Source organism: Nocardia cyriacigeorgica GUH-2, assembly GCF_000284035.1.
GTDB classification, from domain to species: domain Bacteria; phylum Actinomycetota; class Actinomycetes; order Mycobacteriales; family Mycobacteriaceae; genus Nocardia; species Nocardia cyriacigeorgica_B.
Genome location: NC_016887.1, coordinates 4,049,142 through 4,068,563, shown reverse-complemented (window position 1 = coordinate 4,068,563; position 19,422 = coordinate 4,049,142). Strand labels below are relative to the sequence as shown.

The window sequence follows — 19,422 nt, the reverse complement described above, 5'->3', positions numbered from 1 at the left end:
GGCCGCCGCGGGCCGGACCGATCCCGGTCAGCGCGCGTCGTCGTCGCCGGTGCCGAAGCCGTTGTCGTTGTATCCGCCCTGTTCGGCGAGGAAGCGCTCGAACTCGGCGCCGAGCTCGTCACCGCTGGGCAGTTCGCCGTCGCCGACCAGCAGGCTCGACTGGCGTTCCTGCGCGGAGACGAAGGTGTCGTACTGGCGCTCGAGGGCGTGCACGACCGTCTCGACCTCGGAATTGCCCGCGATGTGCTCGTTGACCTGCTCGCGCACCCGCGCGGCGGCCTCACCGAGGGCGGCCAGCGGGATATCGAGCCCGGCGTTCTCACACACGTGCTCGAGCAGCGTCTGGGCGGCCTCCGGATAGGCGGTCTGGGCCAGGTAGTGCGGCACATGCACCGAGAAGCCGAGCGATTCGTGCCCGTGCTGGGCCATCCGGTACTCCAGCAGCGAGGACGCGCTGCCCGGCACCTGGAGCTCACCCGGCCAGCGCTGGTTGTCCTCGATCAGATCGCGATTGGACGAATGCGCGGTGATACCGAGCGGGCGGGTGTGCGGGATGGCCATCGGGATGGCGCTCAGGCCGATACTGCGGCGCACGCCCAGCTGTTCGGCCAGCAGGCGCACGGCGGTGGTGAACTTCTCCCAGCGCAGATCCGGCTCCAGGCCCGACAGCAGCAGGAACGGGGTGCCTGCGGTGTCGCGCAGCGCCCACAGGTTCAGCTCGGGTTCGGCGTAGTCGGCGAAGTGATCGGATTTGAACGTCATCAGCGGGCGCCGCGAGCGGTAGTCCAGCAGCTCGTCGACGTCGAACGAGGCGACCAGTTCGCTTTCCAGGCTTTCGCGCAGGTGCGTGGTGGCCAGCCGCACCGCGTGACCGGCATCGGTGAAACCCTCGAGTCCGTGCACCAGGACCGGACCCGAACCGTCGTCGGACGACAGCTGCGGAGCGGGGAACTCCAGTTCGTACATTCGCGACTCGTAGTCCATCGCGTACTCCTTCCTGCGCGGCGCACCCGACCTGCCGACGCCGACGGGCCAGTATCTCGCACCGGTCGCCGCGTCGCGTGGTGTACCACAGTCCATTGTCCCCCATGGGCGATGTACTACTGCGCGCCCGGGCGGACATCGACCCTTCGCTGGGAGCAACAGCGTCGGCGGCGCGACAATTCCCGCATCCCGCAGGCGCTGGGATGGCGGTCGGCGTGGCGTGGGCGGGCCGCACCGGGAGTTTGGCAGAGTGGGGCTGTGGGCGTGCCGGATTCGACGCACAGACCGTCGCTGAGCCGCGCGGCGGCAGGCGGCGCGCTGGCGTTGGCCGCGCTGCTGGGCGCCGGTTGCGGATCCGAGATGAGCGGGCAGGCGGTGCCGGCCGAGCCGACCGCGGTCACCCGGCAGCTCGAAACATCGCTGACCACACTGCTACCCGCGCCCGAGGACTTCCCGGATGGTTACCCGGCCGTGGTCCTGCCGCCGGAGGCCGCTGGACAGGCCGCGGGCGACCTCGACGGCGTCGGCGCCGGAGCCACTGTTCAGCCCGCCGAATGCACCCCACCCGAAGCGCGGCCCGGCGCCGACCGCCTCGCCGTCGCGGTGGGCACCGATGACGCGGCGCGTGCCACCCTCACAGTGGAGCTGACCCGCACCGATGACCCGCTGCTGCGGCTGCGCAACCAGGTGCAGCGCTGCGCGGAGATCCGGGTATCCCGCGCCGGTGCGTCGAGCACGGTGACCACCGAGATCGGCCAGGCGCCCCAGGTCGAGGCCGACGATGCCATGGCGCTGCGGCGCACGGTCGATCCCGATGTCGGAGGGCCGGGGCTCACGCAGTCGATGAGCACGCTGATCGGGCAGATCGGGGATGTGCGGATCACGGTGACCTACATGTCGTTCACCGACGCCGAGCCGGATACGCAGGCACTCGAGCAGCTGTTCGACACCGCCGTGAACAAGGTCGCCACCAGCTGAAACGTGGAGTTGTCCACAGGGGGAAGTTATCCACAGGCCGGGTGAAAAGCCCAGGTCGCGTTCGTGGCGTCACACCGGCGCTGAGGCAGGCTGCACCCATGACGACTCCCGCGACACCCACCGAACCCACGGGGCGTGATCAGGCCGGCCCCGCACACTCCACGGCACCACTCGACGATTCCGAGGCCGCGTGCGTGCGCTCCCGCGCCGGCGGACTACGCGGCGCGCCGTTTCGGGCAGGCCGTTCCGGAGCCTGCGGGCCGTGCCATCGCAGCACCTCCGGAGACGAAGGGGGCGGGCCTGGGTCCGGCGGAGCGACCCGGGCGTGCGGGAAGGAGGCTGAGCCGGGGAATCCGGCGTGGCTTCCCTGGAGTGGACCGTGGCTCGGCGATCGCGGACCGGATAAGGCTTCTGGGAGCGGGGCCGGCCCTGGTGGGCTCGGATCGGTACTCCGGCGGCCGCCCGCGCCGAATATCTCGTCCAGTGACCGCACGATGCGGCATGACTGCGATGCCGGCACGCCGAACGACCATTGCCCACCGGGCGCGCTGGAGCCGGGCGAGGCCGACGTCGATGGGCTGGACGGGCCGTGGCCGCCGTGGCTGGCCTCGGTGGACACACCGGATGTCGACAAGCTTCGAGGGATTCTGAGCTGTGCCGACGGTGACGATGGGGACGACGGGACTGCTGGAGGTCGTGCTGAGGCGGGCCGACGGCGCGGCGATGAGGTCGGCGGTGCCGAGGACCTCGCAGCGGCCGACGGCGATGCGGTCGATATGCGGATGGGGGAGATCCGGCTCGCCGAACCGGGGGAGTTCCTGGCCGGCGTTCCGGCGATACTCGGATTCGTTCCGGTGCGGTCGCTGGTGGTGGCGGTCTTGCGGGCCGCGCCGCGGGAACCGGACAGCGCGTTGATCGATGTGGTGGCGCGCTTCGACCTGTCGCCCGCGCCGGCCGGTACCGGGGCGCGGACGCTGGCGGCCACGGTGGCCGATGTGTGTGATCAGCGGGGTGTGGTCGGGGTGCTGGCGAGCGTGGTCGACGACCGTCGCCGGGAACCCGAGTCGGGCATAGCGGGCCGCGATTCGCTGGTCACGGCACTGGCCGCTCAGTTGGCGGCGCGTTCGATTCCGCTGTGCGGAGCGTGGGCGGTGCAGGCCATCGCGCCCGGCCACGGGTGGTGGAGCGTGCTGGGGGCCGATCGGCGGGGTGTGGTGCCCGACCCGGCCGCCTCACCGATCACGCTGAGTCATGTGCTCGGCGGTAAGCAGGTCCGGCGGTCGCGATCGGAACTGATCGCCGTCGTGGCGGTCGATCCGGTGATGCGGGAACGGGTCTGTGCGGAAATGGGTTCGGCGCTCGCGCGGGCACATCAGCGATTCGCCGCGGCGGCTGGCGACGCCGACCGGATCGGATACAGCAGGCGTGCGGTGCAGTATCTGCTGTGGCAGATCGCGAATGTGGAATCCGGGGTGCGGATGTCGGCGGCCGAGCTCGCGGAATTGGCTGCGGCGCTGCGGGATAAGCACGCCCGCGATGCGATGTTCGCGCTCGCGGGCACCGATCACGCCGCGGCCGCCGAACAGCTGTGGGCGATGATGACGCGCGGCCTGCCCGACAGCGACCGCGCCGAAGCCGCCACCCTGCTCGGCTATTGCGCCTACGCCCGCGGCGATGGGCCGTTCGCCGGTATCGCGTTGTCGGCGGCGCTCGATGCCGATCCCGAGCATCCGATGGCGGCGCTGCTGGATGCCGCGCTGCGCTCCGGGATGGACCCGCAGCGGTTGCAGCGCCTCATCAGGTGCGGTCGCGAAGCCGCCATCGACCTCGGCATCGACCTCGGTGCGCGGCAATGACGTGCCGGCGCGTGGCCGACGAGACCGGGCTACTTCGCGCTGTGTGCCCGCGGGCCGAGTTCGCGCAGGAAGTTCCAGGCGTCGGTGACGATTTCGTCGAGGTCGTTGTGCTCGGGCCGCCAGCCGAGTTCGGCGATCGCCCGATCGCTGGAGGCGATGAGCACGGCCGGATCGCCGGCGCGGCGCGGCGAATCCTTGGCCGCGATGGGCAATCCGGTAACCCGCTCGCAGGCCGAGATCACCTCGCGCACCGAGAATCCGGTGCCACTACCGAGATTGAACACCCGATGGCTGCCGGGCTGGGCCGAGCGCAAGGCGAGCAGGTGCGCGTCGGCCAGATCACGGATGTGGATGTAGTCGCGGATGGCGGTGCCGTCGGGGGTGGGCCAGTCGGTGCCGAAGACCGCGATGGATTCGCGATGACCAGCCGCGACCTGCAACACCAGCGGAATGAGATGGGTCTCCACGACCCGGTTCTCGCCGAGCCCGCCATAGGCGCCGGCGACGTTGAAGTATCGCAGGCTGGTGGCCGCCAGGCCGTGCGCGACGGAATAGGAGGTGATGGCGTGGTCGATGGCCAGCTTCGAGGCGCCGTAGGGGTTGGTCGGGCGGGTCGGCGCGTCCTCGGTGATCGGCACCTGGTCGGGCTCGCCGTACACCGCGGCGGTGGAGGAGAACACCAGTCGCGGTGTGCCGGTACGGCGCATCGCCTCCAGCAGCTCCAGCGTCTTCACCACATTGCCGTGCCAGTACTTCTCCGGCTGCTGCACCGATTCGCCCACCAGCGACTGCGCCGCGAAATGCAGGACGCCATCGAATTTTTCGGACGCCAGCAGCTCGGGCGCCGCCTCGGCGATATCGCCCTCGACGAAGCGCGCCGCGGCCGGAACGCCGTCGGCGTTACCGGTGGACAGATCGTCGACGACGACCACCTCGTGGCCGTCCTCGATCAGGACCTGCGCGGACACTCCACCCACGTAACCGGCACCGCCGGTGACCAGAAGTTTCACCGGTCAGACCAGCTTCACCTGGACGGCATGGGCCATTTCGTCCGACAGCTCGAACCCGTCGTGGCCGGGCACGGTGATCACCACCGAACCGGGCTTGGTCTCCACGGTCACCCTGGCGTCGGGCACCACGCCGGCCTCCCGCAGGCGGTTGATCACCTCGGGATCGGTCTGGATGTGCTCGGCGAGCCTGCGCACCACGACCGCGTGCGACTGGCCGTGCGGCAGCTCCGAGAGCCGCACGAGGTTCTCGTCGGCCGGTGCGATCGGCGCCACACCCAGCTCGTCGAGGCCGGGGATGGGGTTGCCGTAGGGCGAGGTGGTGGGGTGGTTGAGCACCTCGACGAGGCGGCGTTCGACGTCCTCGCTCATCACGTGCTCCCAGCGACACGCCTCGGCGTGGACGTTCTGCCAGTCCAGCCCGATGATGTCGACCAGCAGCCGCTCGGCCAGGCGGTGCTTGCGCATCACCGCGACGGCCATGCTGCGGCCCTTGTCGGTCAGCTCGAGATGACGGTCACCCGCGACCAGCAGCAGCCCGTCGCGTTCCATCCTGGCGACCGTCTGGCTGACCGTCGGCCCGCTCTGCTCGAGGCGCTCGGCGATCCGGGCACGCAGGGGCACCACGCCCTCCTCCTCGAGGTCGTAGATGGTACGGAGGTACATCTCCGTGGTGTCGACCAGATCCTTCACCTGTTACCCCTTCGTCGGCACGAATTCTACCCACGCGACGACTCGATCCGCGCACGCCACAGCAGCACGCGTCGCGCGTCGGGAACCCTGTCGGCGCACGGCATACCGCCGTGTTCGCTCATGCTTGTATTTCTACTGCATGTGAACGCCGAACGGGGCCGTCAGCTTCCCGCTAGCGTTGCGAGCATGGCCACTACAGTGCCCGACGCGCGTCCGGGACCGGCGCCCGCGGCGACGGTCGTGTGGACCGACCGTTTCCTCGACTACACCTGGACACCGCAACATCCGATGAAACCGGCCCGGCTGGCGTACACGATGGCGCTGGCCCGCAGCCTCGGTGTGCTCGACGGCGTCGAGCTGCTCGAGCCCGCTGCGGCCGGCGCTCCGGAGTTGCTGCGCATCCACACCGCCGACTACATCGACGCGGTCGAGCACGCGGTCGCGCCGCCCATGCCGCACGGTCAAGCTCCGCTGGCGCCGCCGTACGGGCTGGGCTCGGCCGACAATCCGGTGTTTCCCGGAATGCACCGCGCCGCCTCGGTGATCGTCGGTGGCACGCTGGCCGCCGCGCGCGCGATCGCCGAGGGCCGCACCCGCCGCGCGGTGAGCATCGGTGGCGGGATGCATCACGCGATGCCGGCCTCGGCCGCCGGATTCTGCGTCTACAACGATGCGGCCGTGGCCATCTCCTGGCTGCTCGACCACGGTTTCGACCGCATCGCCTACCTCGACGTCGACGTCCATCACGGCGATGGCGTGCAACACGCCTTCTACGCCGATCCGCGCGTGCTCACCATCTCGATCCATCAGCATCCGGCGACGTTGTGGCCCAACACCGGATGGCCCGAGGAGAACGGCAGCGGTGCGGGCACGGGGACCGCGATCAACCTGCCGGTGCTGCCGGGCACGCGGGACGCGCAGTGGTTGCGCGGATTTCACGCGGTGGTCCCCGGCGCGGTCGCAGCGTTCCGGCCGCAGATCGTGGTCAGCCAATGCGGGGTCGACAGCCATCGCGAAGATCCCCTCGCCGACCTCGAGCTGACGGTGGACGGTCAGCGCGCGGCCTTCCTCGCCATGCGTGAGCTGGCCGATCGCTACGCCGAAGGCCGCTGGCTGGCGGTAGGCGGCGGCGGGTACGGCCTGGTCCGGGTGGTGCCACGGGCCTGGACGCATCTGCTGGCCGCGGCGCTGGACCGCGATGTCGCACCGGAGACCGACGTCCCGCAGGACTGGATCGATATGGTGCGCGAAGCGGCACCGCGGGTCGATCCACCACGCACGATGAGTGACGGCGGCGACGTGTCGTTCCAGCGCTGGGACGGCCCGGGTGGGACCGCTGAAACCGGTGACGCCCGGGTGGACCGCGCCCAGCGCGCCATCGATACCGCCGTGCTGGCAACCCGTCGGGCGTGCTTCGGCCCGCTCGGCCTCGACCCGGAGGATCCCCGTGACTGAGATCGACACCCCGGACACCCCCGCGGTGCCGCCACCACCGCCGCAGCACTGGTTCGCCGATGTGCTGGCCTCCGACGGTGGCGTGGTGCGGCTGCGCCCGATCACCCCCGACGACGCCGAACGGCTGCAGCAATTCCATGCCGCGCTCTCCGATCGCACCAGGTACCTGCGCTATTTCGGGCCCTATCCGCGGATCTCGCCGAAGGATCTCTACCGGTCCACCCATGTCGACCATCACAACCGGGTCGGGCTGGTGGCCGAACTGGGCGAGTCGATCATCGCGGTCGGCCGCTATGAACTGCTCGAACGCACCGGGCCGCGGGCCGCGGAGGTCGCGTTCGTGGTGGCCGATGGGCATCAGGGCCGTGGCCTCGGTTCGATTCTGCTGGAGCATCTGGCCGGCGCCGCCGCCGAGAACGAGATCGAGACCTTCGTCGCGGAGGTGCTGGCGGAGAACACCGTGATGGTGACGGTGTTCCGGGAGGCCGGCTATCAGGTCGAGCGCAGCCGCGACGGTTCGGTGCTGCATCTGGAATTCGCGATCGACCCCACCGAGGCCCTGCTGTCGGTGCGGGACGCGCGCGAACGGGCCTCGGAAGCGCGCAGCGTCGGCAATCTGCTGACTCCACGCTCGATCGCCGTCATCGGTGCCACCCCGAGCGCCGGACGTGTCGGTGGCGCAGTGCTGGCCAACCTGCTCTCGGGTGCCTTCCAAGGGCCGGTGTTCCCGGTGAATCCCTCCCGCCGTTCGGTGCGTGGTGTGCGGGCGTACGCGACGGTGCGCGAGATTCCCGACGAGGTGGATCTGGCGGTGGTCGCGGTGCCCGCGGAGTCCATCGGATCGGTACTCGACGACTGCATGGCCAAGGGCGTCAAGGGTTTGGTGGTGCTCACCGCCGGTTTCGGTGAGACCGGCGAGGCGGGACTGGCGGCCGAACGCAACTTGGTGGCGGCGGCGCGGGGCCACGGCATGCGCGTGGTCGGGCCGAGCGCGCTCGGAATCGCCAATACCGATCCCGCGATCGCGCTCAATGCCACGCTGGCGCCGGTGTTGCCGGGGCGGGGGCGGATCGGATTCTTCTGTCAGTCCGGGCCGTTGGGCGCGGCGATCCTCGGTGAGGCCGCGGCCCGCAATCTCGGCTTGTCCACCTTCGTCTCCGCAGGCAACCGCGCCGACGTCTCCGGTAACGACCTGTTGCAGTACTGGGACACCGACCCCGACACCGACGTGGTGCTGCTGTATCTGGAGAGCTTCGGGAATCCGCGCAAGTTCTCCCGGATCGCGCGGCGGGTGGCGCGGACCAAGCCGATCGTGGCGGTGAGCAGTGGCCGGTTGGCGGCGCGGACCCAGCCGGCCGGGGACATGGACCGCTCGATCGTGCGGGATCTGTTCGCGCAGGCAGGAATCGTGCAGGTGGACTCGATTTCGGAGCTGTTCGACTGCGCCGCTCTGCTCGGCTACCAGCCGCTGCCCGCGGGTGCGCGGATGGCGGTGGTCGGCAACAGCGCGGCGTTGAGCTGGCTGGCCGTGGACGCCGCCCGCGGTGAGGGTCTGGTGGCCGGCGAACCGGTGGATCTGGGACCGCAGGCCACCCCGGGTGACTACTTCGACGCCGTTGTCGCCCAATTGCGTTCCGATGACGTCGATTCGGTGATCGTGGTCTTCGCCCCGCCCGTGCCGGTGCCGACCGGTGAATTCGCGGCCGCGATCCGGGAGGCGTCCGAAGCGGTGCCCGAGGCGGGCAAGCCGATTCTGACCACCTTCATTGCCGAGCAAGGCATTCCGAATCTGCTGGCGGTGCGGGGGACCGGTGCGTCCGCCGTGCGCGGCTCCATCCCGTCGTATCCGGATCCGGAGCGGGCCGCGCGGGCGCTGGCCCGGGTGCGCCGGTATGCGGAATGGCGGGACCGGCCGCAGTCGGCGGTGGTGCGGCCCGACGGTATCGACAGTGTTCGGGCTACCGAGCTGGTGGCCGGTTGGATGGCCGATTCGGGCGGTCGCCGGCTGACCGATCTGGAGACGGTGGCCTTGCTGGAGTGCTACGGGATTTCGGTGGTGGATTTCCGCGAGGTGCGCGATGCGGATGCCGCGGTGGCGGCGGCCGAAGAGCTCGGCTATCCGGTCGCGGCCAAAGCCACCAGCGATGCGTGGCGGCGTCGTCCTGATCTGAGCGGAGTCCGGCTGGATCTGTGGCGGCCGGAGGCCGTGCGCCAGGCTTACACCGATCTCGTCGCACTCAGCGGGGAACCGGCCCTGCACATCCAGAAGATGGCGACCAAGGGTGTGGGGTGTGTGCTGCGGGTGCAGGACGATCCGTCGTTCGGTTCGGTGATCGAGTTCGGTTTGTCGGGGCTGATCATCGAGATGCTGGGCGACCGCGCCTATCGCGCGTTGCCGTTGTCACCGGACGAGGCGTCGGCGTTGATCGACGCGCCGCGCGCGGCCCCGCTGCTGTCGGGCACCCCGGCCAGCCCGCGGGTGGACAAGGCGGCGTTGGTGGAGCTGGCGCAACGCATTTCGGCACTGTTCGACGACCTGCCGGAAATGCGGGAACTGTACTTCGACCCCGTGCTCGCCTCACCCACCTCCGCCGAAATCCTGTACGCGCGAGCCCGAATCGGCCCCGAGCCCAGCCGCTTCGACACCGGTCCGCGCAGGCTCGGATGAACGGATCACCGTGTCTGTCGTGCGCGAGTTCTGCCGGAGCCCCGGAGAACGTCCTCAGCTCAGCCGTTTCGATACCGCTTCGCGCAGGCTCGGATGAGGGTGCGCTGTGCCTGTCAGATCGCGAGCGCCGGGTTCTGCTCGTAGCCAGCCGTTTCGAGACCGGGTCGCGCAGGTGCGGCGTGGTCGGGTGCGGGACCCGAGCGCATGCCCACCCACACGTTTACGCCGACCGGTTCGCACGCTCCGGAGGGGGCGGTACGTGCGGACACCGGTCGGCGTCGGGACGGTGACCGCGCGGTCACCGTGGGTCGCTCGTGCCGGGGGGCGCCGGCACGGTGCGGATCAGCTGGCGTAGGCGCGCAGCCTGTCGGCGCGTTCGCCCTTGCGCAGCTTGGACATCACTTCGCGCTCGATCTGGCGGACCCGCTCACGGGACAGGCCGAACAGCTTGCCGATCTGGTCCAGGGTGCGCGGCTGACCGTCGTCGAGGCCGAAACGCAACCGGATGACCTGCTGTTCCCGCTCGTCCAGCGTGGCGAGCACGCTGCGCACGTCGTGGTGCAGCAGACCGGCGATGACGGCGCTTTCGGCGGAGGTGGCCTCGGAATCCTCGATGAAATCGCCCAGCGGGGCTTCCTCGTCGTTGCCGACCGGCATGTCCAGGCTCACCGGATCGCGGCTGTGGTCGAGCAGATCGGCGATCTTCTCCACCGGGATGCCCGACTCGTTGGCCAGCTCGTCATCGGTGGCCTCGCGGCCGAGCTGCTGGTGCAGTTCCCGCTTGATCCTGGCGAGTTTGTTGACCTGCTCGACCAGGTGGACGGGCAGCCGGATGGTGCGGCTCTGATCGGCCATGCCGCGGGTGATGGCCTGGCGGATCCACCAGGTGGCGTAGGTCGAGAACTTGAAGCCCTTGGCGTAGTCGAACTTCTCCATCGCGCGGATGAGGCCGAGGTTGCCCTCCTGGATGAGGTCCAGCAGGGGCATCCCACGCCCGGTGTAGCGCTTGGCGAGGGACACGACCAGACGCAGGTTGGCTTCCAGCAGATGCGAGCGGGCGGCCTGGCCTTCGCGGACGATGACGGCCAGATCGCGCTTGCGGGCGGCCGACAATCGCTTGCCGGTCTCCAGCAGGTGCTGGGCATAGAGGCCCGCCTCGATGCGCTTGGCCAGCTCGACCTCATCGGCCGCCGTGAGCAGCGCCGTCCGGCCGATCCCGTTCAGGTACACACGTACCAGGTCGGCGGCGGGGCTCTGGGCGTCGAGGTCCGAATCGCTGGCGCGCACTCGAGTGGTGGCGGGGCTTGTCATGACTTGCCTCCTGTCGGTGGTGTCTCACTCCGATCAACGGACCCGACATAGGGAAAGTTCCCTGCCCTGGCACGGGTAAACCGCTTCTGAACTGCGGTTTTCGCCACGTTCGGCTGAGAAGTTCCTGAGAACACCCCGCGACGGGAACGGCCGTGGCCTGCGCCGGCCGTTCCGGCAGGTGCCGCTAGCCGGGCAGGACGGGCAGGATCAGCCCGTGGCGGACGAGTCCGGCCACCACTCCCAGTGCCTGGGTCGCGAACTCGGGCGTGACGGTGTCGGATCCGTGAGCGATGGCGAGCAGTTCGATCAGTTCGTGTAACGGCAGACCGTCCGGTCGCATTCCCGCTACCAGGGAGATCGTGGTCTCGTCCACCTCGTGCTGCCAGCGCGGGCCGTCGCCGCGGTGCAGCCGGGCCACCCGCTGCTCCCAGCCCTCCGGGCCCGGCAGATACACCCTTTCCAGTGCGGTCGCGGGATCCACCCGGAAACGCGCCGACCAGGCCAGATCGTTGTCGGCGGCGACCGCGCGCAGCCACGCCGAGCGTTCGAAGTAGCGGGTCGCCTCCGCGCCCAGCGGGTCGTCGAAGCCGTGGGTGAGGTCCTCGGCGAGCAGTTCGGTGGGGCCGTCGATGGCGCGCAGATAGACGAAACCGAAGCCGATGCCCTCCACCTCGGCGGCGGAGAAGGCCTCCAGCCACTGCTCGGCGCGCTGCTGGGCATGCCGGTCGCGCGGATCCAGGCCCGCGTCGCGCAGCCAGGTCCCGACGTAGAGGGCGGGATCGGCGACATCGCGCTGCACCACCCAGGCGTCGACGCCGTGCTCGGGCAGCCAGGACGAGACGCGCTGGCGCCAGTCCTCGCCGTCGCGGTGCACCCAGGCTGCCAGCATCGCCGCGGTGCCACCGGGTGCGAGCAGTCCCGGTGCCTGGGAGATCACCAGCTCGCTGGCACCGTCGAGTGCCAGGCCCGAATCGCGGTAGGTGTGCTCGACTCGGGCGGGACCGACCACGAACGGCGGATTGGCCACCACCTGGTCGAACCGGCGACCGGCCACCGGCTCGAACCAGGAACCCTCCAGCAGTTCCACCTCCAGCTCGTTGAGCGCCGCGGTGGCCTCGGCCAGCCACAGCGCCCGCCCGTTGACGTCGGTGGCGGTGACGCGGCCGGCATAGGAGGCGGCATGGACGGCCTGCACACCACACCCGGTGCCGAGGTCGAGCACCGAGCCGACCGGTTCGGCCGGGGTGGCCCGCAGCAGCGACAGCGAGGCATGGCCGACACCGAGGACGTGGTCGGCGGTGAGGGTGCGCCTGCGCATTGAATCGTCCAGATCCGACAGGATCCAGCGGGTGCCCGCGCCGGTGTCGAGCGGGCGCAGGTCCAGCGCTGCGCGCAGCTGATCGCCGTCGCGTTCCAGCAGGCCCGCCGCGACGGCCTGATCGAGCTCGACCGGCGCCAGCGCCGCCGCGACCTCGGACTCCGGCAGTGCGTCACCGAGCAGCAGCAGGCGGATCAGGGTGCCCAGTTCACCGGCCGCCCGCGCGGCACGGCGCACCGGTACCGGTTCGGACCGTCCGAGTGCGGCGTGCGCGTCGGCGCCGAGGGCCTCCAGCAAGGTGTCGGCGTCGTAGCCGACCCGGATCAGCGCGCTGCGCAGCGCCGGGCACAGGGCGGTGAGCAGCGATCCCGTGGTGGTCGAACGATTCGTAGGCACATCGGTACTCTGCCACCGCGCCGCGGCGCGGCCTGCGCCGATACCCGCGAACGGCGGGTGTCGTGCCGGTCAGCCGTCGATGGCGTTGTGCGGTCGCGATTCCAGCGCCGGCCGCGGCCGATCCCAGCGACTGGGTTCGTTCTTGTCGCGCGGCGGGCGGTCGTTGGCGATCAGCACCGCGATCCAGGGCAGCGGAATCGAGGCGACGATGATCAGGATCGAGATCAGCGCATTGCTGAACGCGCTGTAGGCGATCGCCGCCAGGATCAGCGCCGGAATGCGGAAGGACATGATCATCAGATAGCGGCGGACCCGAGCGCGATGCTGATCTTCGAGCGAGGGCGCCGCCTCGGTGATCAGTACCGGGTGTTTGTCGTCTCCGGGGAAGTAGCCGGCAGAACGGCGGGGCCGGGGCGGCATCGGCGCGCCGGTCGGGTCGTCACGGCCGACGCTCTCGTCGGAAGAATCGCCGTGCTGCTGCATACCCCGAGTCTTCCACTGTCGGGAACGGGGCGCACACCCGGTGGTCACGACGCCGGGGACGGGATGCGGCATCATGGAAGGCGTGAGTACCGACACTCTGGTTCGCCCCGATACGACCACCGACGAGTCGACCGGCGAGGACACCCCGAAGTTCTTCCACTACGTGAAGAAGGACAAGATCGCCGAAAGCGCGGTCATGGGCACTCATGTCGTCGCGCTGTGCGGTGAGGTGTTCCCGGTGACCCGCTCGCCCAAGCCCGGCTCTCCGGTGTGCCCGGAATGCAAGAAGGTCTACGAGCAGCTGCGTAAGGGCGACTGACAGCTCTGCTGCCCCTCGCGCCGCCGTCGGTCAGGGTTCGGGCCCGGTGCGCGAGGGTTGCGGTTTGTCCAGCGGCGGTGGGCCGTGCATCTCGTCGTCGGTGCCCGGCCCGGGCGGCTGCTGCGCCCATGCCGGTTCGATACCGGCCGAGGCGCCCATCGTGTCCCCGGCCGGCGCTGCGGAATCGCCACGCACCTGCTCGGCCAGCCAGGCCTTCACCTGCTCCACCCGGGTGGCCCGGGCCGGCCAGAACTCCTGCACCGCCGCGTTGAACTCCGCCCCCACGATGACGGCGAACGCCAGGAAGAACGTGAACAGCAGGAACGCGATCGGCGTCGCGAGCGCGCCGTAGCTGACGCCGGTGCGGGTGACCCAGCCCAGATACCGGCGCAGCCCCTCACTGGCCGCCATGAAGAACACGCCCGCCACCAGCGCGCCACCAAAGAGCCGATGCCACGGCAGCGAGGTGTGCAGGGCCAGCTTGTACAGCGTGGTCAACCCCACCATCAGCAGCAGGCCGACGCCCGGGTAGTAGAACGCGTCGATCAACCGCAGCCCGGGTTCGCGCCAGCCGTCGGGCAGCGCGCGCCCGATCAGGGCCGGGCCCAGCGCGATCAACGGCAGGATGAACACCGCCGCCACCAGGAACTGCACATACAACAGCAGCGCGAAGATTCGCTGCCAGACCGGATGGCGGGCGTCCTGCTGGTCGTGGGCCTCCACGATCGCGTCGACGAAGGTGGCCATGGCCGAGGAACCCGCCCACAGCGACAGCACGAAACCCACCGAGACGAAGGCCGCGCGGCCCTGGCCCAGCACATCGCGGACGGTGGGTTCGATGAGATCGTGCACCACCGTCGGGTTGAACAGGTCCCGGCTGAAGGTCAGGATCTTGGATTCGACGATCTCGACGGTGTCGGGGCCGAACCAGCCGCCGACATAGCCGAGGCTGCCGAGAACGCCCAGCAACAACGGCGCCAGCGACATGGTCTGCCAGAACGCCGCCGCCGCGGACTTGGCGAAGATCGAATCCTGCCAGGCCTTCACCGCGACCCGGGCCACCAGTCGCCCGGTCTGCGTGCCCGCATGCGCCGCCCCGGCGGCGGCGCGGCGCGCGAGGGCGGCCGCGCTCGCGCGAGTGCCTGACGGGTTGCTCATGGTGTGACAAGCATCGCGCACCGGCGCCGTCTCGGCCGGACCGGTCCGGCATCGTGTCGGCGGGCAGCAGGTGAACCGCTGGTTACCCGGGTGTGTGTTGTGACGCCGGTCGCGCCCGCCGCGTCGGTTTGGCGACTGGCGGCCCCGGACCGTTAGTGTTGGCTTCCGTGACAGGTTCGGGTGGCGCCACTGCGGCGGGAGGAGCGCTACGCGCCTGGCAGCGCCGTGCGCTCACCAAATACCTTGCGACAAAACCTCGTGACTTCCTCGCGGTCGCCACGCCGGGCGCGGGTAAGACCACCTTCGCACTGCGGGTCGCCGCGGAGTTGCTGGCCGACCGCACCGTCGACCAGATCACCGTGGTCGCACCCACCGAGCACCTCAAGCATCAGTGGGCGCAGTCGGCGGCCAGGGCCGGGATCGCGCTGGATTCGCGCTTCTCCAACAGCACCGGCGGCACCTCCGGTGACTATCACGGTGTGGTGGTCACCTACGCGCAGGTCGCCTCGCATCCGTCCCGGCATCGGGTGCGCACCGAGAACCGCCGCACCCTGGTGATCCTGGACGAGATCCACCACGCCGGCGACGCGAAGTCCTGGGGTGATGCGGTGGCCGAGGCCTTCGGCGACGCCACCCGCAGGCTCGCGCTCACCGGTACCCCGTTCCGCAGCGACGACAGCCAGATCCCGTTCGTCACCTACGAACCCGACGAGGCCGGCTTCCCGCGCTCGCGCGCCGACCACTCCTACGGCTATGCCGACGCGCTGGCCGACGGCGTCGTGCGCCCGGTGGTGTTCCTCGCCTACTCCGGTGAGGCGCACTGGCGTGACAGCGCCGGGGAGGAGTACTCCGCACGCCTCGGTGAGCCGCTGAACGCAGAACAGACCGCGCGGGCCTGGCGGACCGCGCTCGACCCGGCCGGCGACTGGATGTCGGCGGTGCTGCGGGCCGCCGACATGCGGCTGGGCCAGTTGCGGTCCTCCGGGATGCCCGACGCCGGTGGGCTGGTGATCGCGACCGATCAGGAACGCGCCCGCGCCTACGCCGAACTGCTCGAGCATCTCACCGGCACCCCGCCGGTGCTGGTGCTGTCCGACGATCCGTCCTCCTCGGCGCGCATCGGTGAGTTCAGTGCGGGCACCCAGCCGTGGATGGTGGCGGTGCGTATGGTGTCCGAGGGCGTCGACGTGCCGCGACTGGCGGTGGGCGTGTACGCCACCAGCGCCTCCACCCCGCTGTACTTCGCGCAGGCGATCGGCCGGTTCGTGCGTGCGCGCAGGCCCGGTGAGGCCGCGAGCGTGTTCCTGCCGTCGGTGCCGGTGCTGCTGGATCTGGCCGCGCAGCTGGAGTTGCAGCGCGATCACGTCATCGGCAAGCCGCACCGGGAAAAGGACGGCCTCGACGACGAACTGCTCATCGATGCCAACAAGCAGAAGGACGAGCCGGGCGAGGACGAGAAGCCCTTCGTCGCCCTGGCCGCCGACGCCGAACTGGACCAGGTTATCTACGACGGATCGTCCTTCGGCACCGCGACCTTCGCCGGAAGCGCCGAGGAAGCCGACTATCTCGGCATCCCGGGCCTGCTCGACGCCGAGCAGATGCGCGCGCTGCTGCGCGAGCGTCAGGCCCGCCAGATCGCCGAGCGGGCGCCGGTCGCGACGGCCGAACCCGCCCCGCAGGCGTCCGGTGCGGCCGAGCGGGTGGCCACCGCCGACCGGCTCGGTGAGCTACGCCGCGAACTCAACAGCCTGGTGGCCATGCATCATCACCGCACCGGCAAGCCGCACGGCGTGATCCACGGTGAGCTGCGCCGCCAGTGCGGTGGCCCGCCGACAGCGCTGGCGAGTGCCGAGCAGCTGGGCGAGCGGATCGCGGCCCTGCGCCGCATGTGAATTCGCCCGCCGCCGTGATCAGTTCGCGGCGGGTTCGGTGGCCGGCCACGCCGCCATGGCGCGGTCGATGGCGCGCATGAGGTCGTCGGGGCCCGCGCCGTCACGCGCCTGGATCGACAGGCCGTAGAGCACGGTGGTGTAGAACCCGGCCAATTCGGCGGTATCAGTGCCCGCGGGCAGATCGCCCTCGCGGACACCGCGGTCGAGCCGGGCCCGGATGTCGGCGCTGGTCTGTTGCCGCTTGCCGACCAGGAATTCGCGAATCGATTCGGTGCGGGTGGTGTAGGTGGAGCCAGCGAGCACGACCATGCAACCGTGCGGTTTATCGGGCGCGGTGTAGGCCGCAGCGTTGTCGCGCAGCATCGCCTCGATCGCGGCGCGGGCGGTGGGTTCTTCGCGCAGGGCGCGGGCGGTGAGCCCGCCCTCGCTGCGGCCGTAGAGTTCGATCGCTTCCCGGAACAGCGCCTCCTTACCGCCGAAGGCGGCGTACAGGCTGGGGGAGTTGATGCCCATGGCGGAGGTGAGATCGGTCATCGACGCGCCTTCGTAGCCGTGCTCCCAGAACACCTCCATGGCGCGGCGCAGCGCGACATCGCGGTCGAAGGCGCGCGGACGTCCTCGTTCTGCCATGGCGAAACCTTTCTGTGTCGATCGTTAAATATACCTCTTGACGGCGGGTGTCCCGTGGGCTTAGCTATTTATGTACTGATCGACACATAAATGGAGGAAGCTCATGCCGGATCTGGACGCAACGGTGGCACTGGTGACCGGAGGTAGCCGTGGGATCGGCGCGGCCATCGCGCGGGAGCTGGCCGCCGGTGGTGCGGACGTGGCCGTCACCTACCAGCACGCCGAACAGCAGGCCAAGGCCGTGGTTGCCGAGATCGAGGCGCTGGGCCGGCGAGCCATCGCGATACAGGCCGACAGCGCCGACGCCACCGCGGTGGTGGCCGCGGTGCATCGGACCGCGGCCGAGCTGGGCGGGCTCGACATCCTGGTCAACAACGCGGGCATCTTCCCCAGCAAGCCGTATCAGGAATTCACCCTCGAGGAGATCGACCGGGCGTTGAACGTGCACGCGCGCGCGGCGTTCGTCGCGGGGCAAGCGGCGCTCGAGCACATGGGGGAAGGCGGGCGCATCATCAGCATCGGTTCCAACTTGTCCGAGCGGGCGCTGTTCGGCGGGCTGAGCCTGTACAACCTGAGCAAATCGGCGCTCAACGGCTACACCAAAGCCCTTGCCCGCGAACTGGGTCCGCGCGGCATCACCGTCAACCTCGTGCAGCCCGGCCCCACCGACACCGACATGAACCCCGCCGACGGTGAGCACGCGCCGGACCAGCTCACCCATAACGCGCTCGGCCGATTCGGTGGCGCCGAGGACATCGCCGCCACCGTAGCCTTCCTGGCCGGTCCGTCCGGACGCAGCATCTCCGGCGCGTTCCTCACCGTCGACGGCGGCACCAACGCCTGATCACTCCGCGAAATACCGCCCGGGCGAGACGCCGACGGTGCGGCGGAACGCGGCGACGTAGGCACTGGTGGTGCCGTAGCCGACCCGCCCGGCAACCCGGGACACCGGCAGGCCTTCGGCCAGCAGCGGCAGCGAGGCGGCCAGGCGGATCTGAGTCCGCCACTGGCCGACGGTCATTCCGGTCTCGGCGGTGAACGCTCGGGCCAAAGTGCGGGCGCTGGTGGCGACGGCGGTGGCGAATTCGTCCAGGGTCCGCGGGTCGGCCGGATCGCGCAGTAGGGCCGCGGCGACGTCGGCGGCGCGGGGGTCGCTGGGCGGGGTGGCGCCGACCGGTATCACGGCCACCGGTTCCAGCAGGTCGAAGACCGTCGCCTCGGCCCGCGCGCGCCGGGGCGGCTCGATCGTGGCGGCGCTGAGGTGTTCGAACAGCTCCCGGATCAACCGGGTGACCCGCAGCATCGACGGTGCCGAAAAGGCGAAGGGGCAGCGGTCCGGCTCGATGAAGATGCCGCGCATATCCGCACCCTCGGCGGTTCCGGTGCGATGTGCGGTTCCGGCGGGAATCCACAGCGCGCGCGTCGTCGGCAGGATCCAGCGTCCGCCCGCGGTTTCGACGGTGAGCACACCGCTTGCCGCCCAGGCGATCTGGTGCTGGGGATGTTGATGCAGCGGGAACCAGTGCCCGCGTGGCAACGCGCCCCCGCCCAGCACCATGGCCGTCGCGCCGGGGGCGGCCGGCATCACCACCGGTTGTCCGTCTTGCGACACAGGTTGTCACCGTAGCCGGTCGTGGCGGCGCGCCGGGATTCCTACCGTGAGGTCATAGCGATGAACCTCGTGCACCGAATGCTCTGCCGATCCGCGCTGTGGGAGCGCGCCAGCGCGACCCGGATCGTGCCGTGGGCGCTGTCGGGGCTCGAACTCGGCGGCGATACCCTTGAGATCGGCCCGGGGTACGGCGCGAATGTGAACGCTCTGCGCACGCGTAGCGGCACGCTGACCGGTGTGGAGATCGACGCGGCGCTCGCGGATCGGCTGCGCGACCGGCACGGCACGGCGATGACGGTGATCACCGGCGACGGCGCGGATATGCCGTTACCGGACAACAGTTTCGACGCGGTCGTCTGTTTCACCATGCTCCATCACGTGCCGTCGGCCCAGCGGCAGGACGCGGTCTTCGCCGAGGCGTTGCGGGTATTGCGGCCCGGTGGTGTGTTCGCCGGCAGCGACGGTCTCGACAGCCGGGCGTTCCGGTTGATCCATCTCGGCGATACCTGTGTGCCGGTGCCGCCCGAGGCCGCGCCGCAGCGGCTGACCCGGGTCGGCTTCACCGACGTCGACATCGACACCGGTGCGAGCAGTTTCCGCTTCCGCGCTCGCAAACCGGCCTGATCCGCATTCGCCGCGCTGGCGCGGGCTCCCTTCGCTGG

The 19,422-nt window shown here is 70.2% G+C and carries 17 protein-coding genes; 8 read left to right on the top strand and 9 right to left on the bottom strand.

Annotation, left to right across the window (positions count from 1 at the left end):
* Positions 1-27 precede the first annotated feature (27 nt).
* Positions 28-984 carry a PAC2 family protein gene (locus NOCYR_RS18385; RefSeq protein WP_014351903.1) on the bottom strand — a complete coding sequence of 319 codons (957 nt, stop codon included), beginning with the start codon at positions 982-984 and terminating at the stop codon, positions 28-30.
* Between the two features lie 258 nt (positions 985-1,242).
* On the opposite strand from NOCYR_RS18385, the gene NOCYR_RS18380 reads away from it, so the two are divergent.
* Entirely contained in the window at positions 1,243-1,962 is a 720-nt protein-coding gene (locus tag NOCYR_RS18380) for a DUF5642 family protein (RefSeq protein WP_014351902.1), read from the top strand.
* Positions 1,963-2,456: 494 nt separating this feature from the next.
* Complete coding sequence (locus NOCYR_RS18375) at positions 2,457-3,818, top strand: DUF4192 domain-containing protein (RefSeq protein ID WP_014351901.1); 1,362 nt, start codon at positions 2,457-2,459, stop codon at positions 3,816-3,818.
* A gap of 29 nt (positions 3,819-3,847) precedes the next feature.
* Here the strand turns inward: NOCYR_RS18375 and galE are convergent, their stop codons facing one another.
* Together galE and NOCYR_RS18365 are read right to left on the bottom strand one after the other, a co-directional pair.
* Positions 3,848-4,828 carry a UDP-glucose 4-epimerase GalE gene (galE, locus tag NOCYR_RS18370; RefSeq protein ID WP_014351900.1) on the bottom strand — a complete coding sequence of 327 codons (981 nt, stop codon included), beginning with the start codon at positions 4,826-4,828 and terminating at the stop codon, positions 3,848-3,850.
* Positions 4,829-4,831: 3 nt separating this feature from the next.
* The gene (locus NOCYR_RS18365) at positions 4,832-5,518 is read right to left on the bottom strand and encodes a metal-dependent transcriptional regulator (protein WP_014351899.1); all 687 of its coding nucleotides are present in this window, start codon (positions 5,516-5,518) and stop codon (positions 4,832-4,834) included.
* Positions 5,519-5,704: 186 nt separating this feature from the next.
* Here NOCYR_RS18365 and NOCYR_RS18360 point away from each other — a divergent pair, with 186 nt between their 5' ends.
* Together NOCYR_RS18360 and NOCYR_RS18355 are read left to right on the top strand one after the other, a co-directional pair.
* On the top strand, positions 5,705-6,973 hold the full coding sequence (locus NOCYR_RS18360) for an acetoin utilization protein AcuC (RefSeq protein ID WP_048833505.1): 1,269 nt from the start codon (positions 5,705-5,707) through the stop codon (positions 6,971-6,973).
* Positions 6,966-9,641 (top strand): bifunctional GNAT family N-acetyltransferase/acetate--CoA ligase family protein, encoded by a 2,676-nt coding sequence (locus NOCYR_RS18355; RefSeq protein WP_014351897.1) that lies wholly within the window; start codon positions 6,966-6,968, stop codon positions 9,639-9,641. Before NOCYR_RS18360 ends, NOCYR_RS18355 begins: the two co-directional genes overlap by 8 nt.
* A gap of 342 nt (positions 9,642-9,983) precedes the next feature.
* Here NOCYR_RS18355 and NOCYR_RS18350 read toward each other — a convergent pair whose 3' ends face one another.
* The 3 genes from NOCYR_RS18350 to NOCYR_RS18340 form a co-directional block, all read right to left on the bottom strand.
* Positions 9,984-10,952 carry a sigma-70 family RNA polymerase sigma factor gene (locus NOCYR_RS18350; protein ID WP_014351896.1) on the bottom strand — a complete coding sequence of 323 codons (969 nt, stop codon included), beginning with the start codon at positions 10,950-10,952 and terminating at the stop codon, positions 9,984-9,986.
* A 184-nt stretch (positions 10,953-11,136) separates the two neighbouring features.
* Entirely contained in the window at positions 11,137-12,666 is a 1,530-nt protein-coding gene (locus tag NOCYR_RS18345; RefSeq protein WP_014351895.1) for a DUF7059 domain-containing protein, read from the bottom strand.
* Positions 12,667-12,735: 69 nt separating this feature from the next.
* A complete protein-coding gene (locus NOCYR_RS18340; RefSeq protein ID WP_048834271.1) occupies positions 12,736-13,086 on the bottom strand; it encodes a DUF3099 domain-containing protein in 351 nt (116 codons plus the stop codon).
* Between the two features lie 145 nt (positions 13,087-13,231).
* On the opposite strand from NOCYR_RS18340, the gene NOCYR_RS18335 reads away from it, so the two are divergent.
* Complete coding sequence (locus NOCYR_RS18335) at positions 13,232-13,468, top strand: DUF3039 domain-containing protein (protein WP_048834270.1); 237 nt, start codon at positions 13,232-13,234, stop codon at positions 13,466-13,468.
* A gap of 30 nt (positions 13,469-13,498) precedes the next feature.
* Here NOCYR_RS18335 and NOCYR_RS18330 read toward each other — a convergent pair whose 3' ends face one another.
* On the bottom strand, positions 13,499-14,626 hold the full coding sequence (locus tag NOCYR_RS18330) for a YihY/virulence factor BrkB family protein (protein WP_014351892.1): 1,128 nt from the start codon (positions 14,624-14,626) through the stop codon (positions 13,499-13,501).
* A gap of 167 nt (positions 14,627-14,793) precedes the next feature.
* Here NOCYR_RS18330 and NOCYR_RS18325 point away from each other — a divergent pair, with 167 nt between their 5' ends.
* Positions 14,794-16,518 carry a DEAD/DEAH box helicase gene (locus NOCYR_RS18325; RefSeq protein WP_014351891.1) on the top strand — a complete coding sequence of 575 codons (1,725 nt, stop codon included), beginning with the start codon at positions 14,794-14,796 and terminating at the stop codon, positions 16,516-16,518.
* An 18-nt stretch (positions 16,519-16,536) separates the two neighbouring features.
* On the opposite strand, the gene NOCYR_RS18320 is transcribed toward NOCYR_RS18325, so the two are convergent.
* Complete coding sequence (locus NOCYR_RS18320) at positions 16,537-17,148, bottom strand: TetR/AcrR family transcriptional regulator (protein ID WP_014351890.1); 612 nt, start codon at positions 17,146-17,148, stop codon at positions 16,537-16,539.
* 103 nt (positions 17,149-17,251) lie between these two features.
* On the opposite strand from NOCYR_RS18320, the gene NOCYR_RS18315 reads away from it, so the two are divergent.
* On the top strand, positions 17,252-17,992 hold the full coding sequence (locus tag NOCYR_RS18315) for an SDR family NAD(P)-dependent oxidoreductase (RefSeq protein WP_014351889.1): 741 nt from the start codon (positions 17,252-17,254) through the stop codon (positions 17,990-17,992).
* Here NOCYR_RS18315 and NOCYR_RS18310 read toward each other — a convergent pair whose 3' ends face one another.
* Positions 17,993-18,760 carry an AraC family transcriptional regulator gene (locus NOCYR_RS18310; RefSeq protein WP_231855957.1) on the bottom strand — a complete coding sequence of 256 codons (768 nt, stop codon included), beginning with the start codon at positions 18,758-18,760 and terminating at the stop codon, positions 17,993-17,995.
* A gap of 60 nt (positions 18,761-18,820) precedes the next feature.
* Here NOCYR_RS18310 and NOCYR_RS18305 point away from each other — a divergent pair, with 60 nt between their 5' ends.
* Positions 18,821-19,384 (top strand): class I SAM-dependent methyltransferase, encoded by a 564-nt coding sequence (locus NOCYR_RS18305; RefSeq protein ID WP_014351887.1) that lies wholly within the window; start codon positions 18,821-18,823, stop codon positions 19,382-19,384.
* Positions 19,385-19,422: the final 38 nt, after the last annotated feature.

Excerpts from the sequence above, each read along its gene's own strand:
- NOCYR_RS18385 (WP_014351903.1), bottom strand. The coding sequence starts at position 984 with ATGGACTACGAGTCGCGAATGTACGAACTGGAGTTCCCCGCTCCGCAG.
- NOCYR_RS18375 (WP_014351901.1), top strand. The coding sequence starts at position 2,457 with ATGCGGCATGACTGCGATGCCGGCACGCCGAACGACCATTGCCCACCG.
- NOCYR_RS18360 (WP_048833505.1), top strand. The coding sequence starts at position 5,705 with ATGGCCACTACAGTGCCCGACGCGCGTCCGGGACCGGCGCCCGCGGCG.
- NOCYR_RS18350 (WP_014351896.1), bottom strand. The coding sequence starts at position 10,952 with ATGACAAGCCCCGCCACCACTCGAGTGCGCGCCAGCGATTCGGACCTC.
- NOCYR_RS18340 (WP_048834271.1), bottom strand. The coding sequence starts at position 13,086 with ATGCCGCCCCGGCCCCGCCGTTCTGCCGGCTACTTCCCCGGAGACGAC.
- NOCYR_RS18330 (WP_014351892.1), bottom strand. The coding sequence starts at position 14,626 with ATGAGCAACCCGTCAGGCACTCGCGCGAGCGCGGCCGCCCTCGCGCGC.
- NOCYR_RS18320 (WP_014351890.1), bottom strand. The coding sequence starts at position 17,148 with ATGGCAGAACGAGGACGTCCGCGCGCCTTCGACCGCGATGTCGCGCTG.
- NOCYR_RS18315 (WP_014351889.1), top strand. The coding sequence starts at position 17,252 with ATGCCGGATCTGGACGCAACGGTGGCACTGGTGACCGGAGGTAGCCGT.
- NOCYR_RS18305 (WP_014351887.1), top strand. The coding sequence starts at position 18,821 with ATGAACCTCGTGCACCGAATGCTCTGCCGATCCGCGCTGTGGGAGCGC.